Origin of the sequence: Hymenobacter roseosalivarius DSM 11622 (assembly GCF_900176135.1) — a bacterium.
GTDB lineage: Bacteria > Bacteroidota > Bacteroidia > Cytophagales > Hymenobacteraceae > Hymenobacter > Hymenobacter roseosalivarius.
Genome location: NZ_FWWW01000115.1, coordinates 1 through 803 on the forward strand (window position 1 = coordinate 1; position 803 = coordinate 803).

General features: G+C 59.4%; 1 pseudogene. It reads right to left on the reverse strand.

What is annotated here, in order from left to right:
- A pseudogene (locus B9A24_RS21110) lies at positions 1 to 769 on the reverse strand (SprB repeat-containing protein); the annotation flags it as partial.
- Positions 770 to 803: the final 34 nt, after the last annotated feature.

Genomic DNA, 803 nt, shown 5'->3' on the forward strand with positions numbered 1-803 from the left:
TTACTGTCACGGAACCCGTCGCCACTAAGCTGGTGGGCTGCCCGAGTGTCACGACTGGTTGAGCGGGCGCCGTGGGCACCGCGTTGATGGTCACCGCCACGGCGGCGGAGACGCAACCATTAAGCGACACCTTGAGGCTGTAAGCACCCGGCGCCAGGTTCGTGAATACGCCCGTGTTAGAGGTGAGTGTTACACCCACCCCAACCAGGGTATAAGTGCCACCCTCAATGGGCGAGCTTACTGTTAGAGAACCCGTGGCTACCAAACAGGTGGGCTGCACGACCACAGCGACAGGAGCGCTAGGCGCCGTGGGCGCCGCGTTGATGACTACTTGGATGGTCGTACACGTCGTGGTGCAGCCGCTAGCGTCACTTACCAGCACGTTATAAGTGCCAGCACGCAGGCCTGAGAAGCTACCCGTCGCATTCGTTAGCTCCGTTGTGCCGTTGGTAAGCACGTAGCGGTAGGGCGCCGTGCCACCACTAGCGGCCAGCGTGACAGCCCCCAAGGAAGTAGTACAGTCAGTATTGACCAGGTTTGAGAGCGCCAAAACCAAGTTACTCGGCACGCTGAGGATAGTAACGTTAGAGCGGGTAACGGAGCAGCCGCTGGCATCCCGAACGGTCAGCGTGTAGGAGCCCGGAGCTAAGTCGCTAAACACATTGCTTGTGCCAAAGGCTCCATTGTTAAGCTGGTAGCTATAAGCACCTATCCCGCCCGCAGCCGTTACGACGATGCTGCCTGTTGCCGTGCAGCTGGCATTAGTCACGGTTGCCGTAGTAATCTGTAAGGTGCTCGCCGCC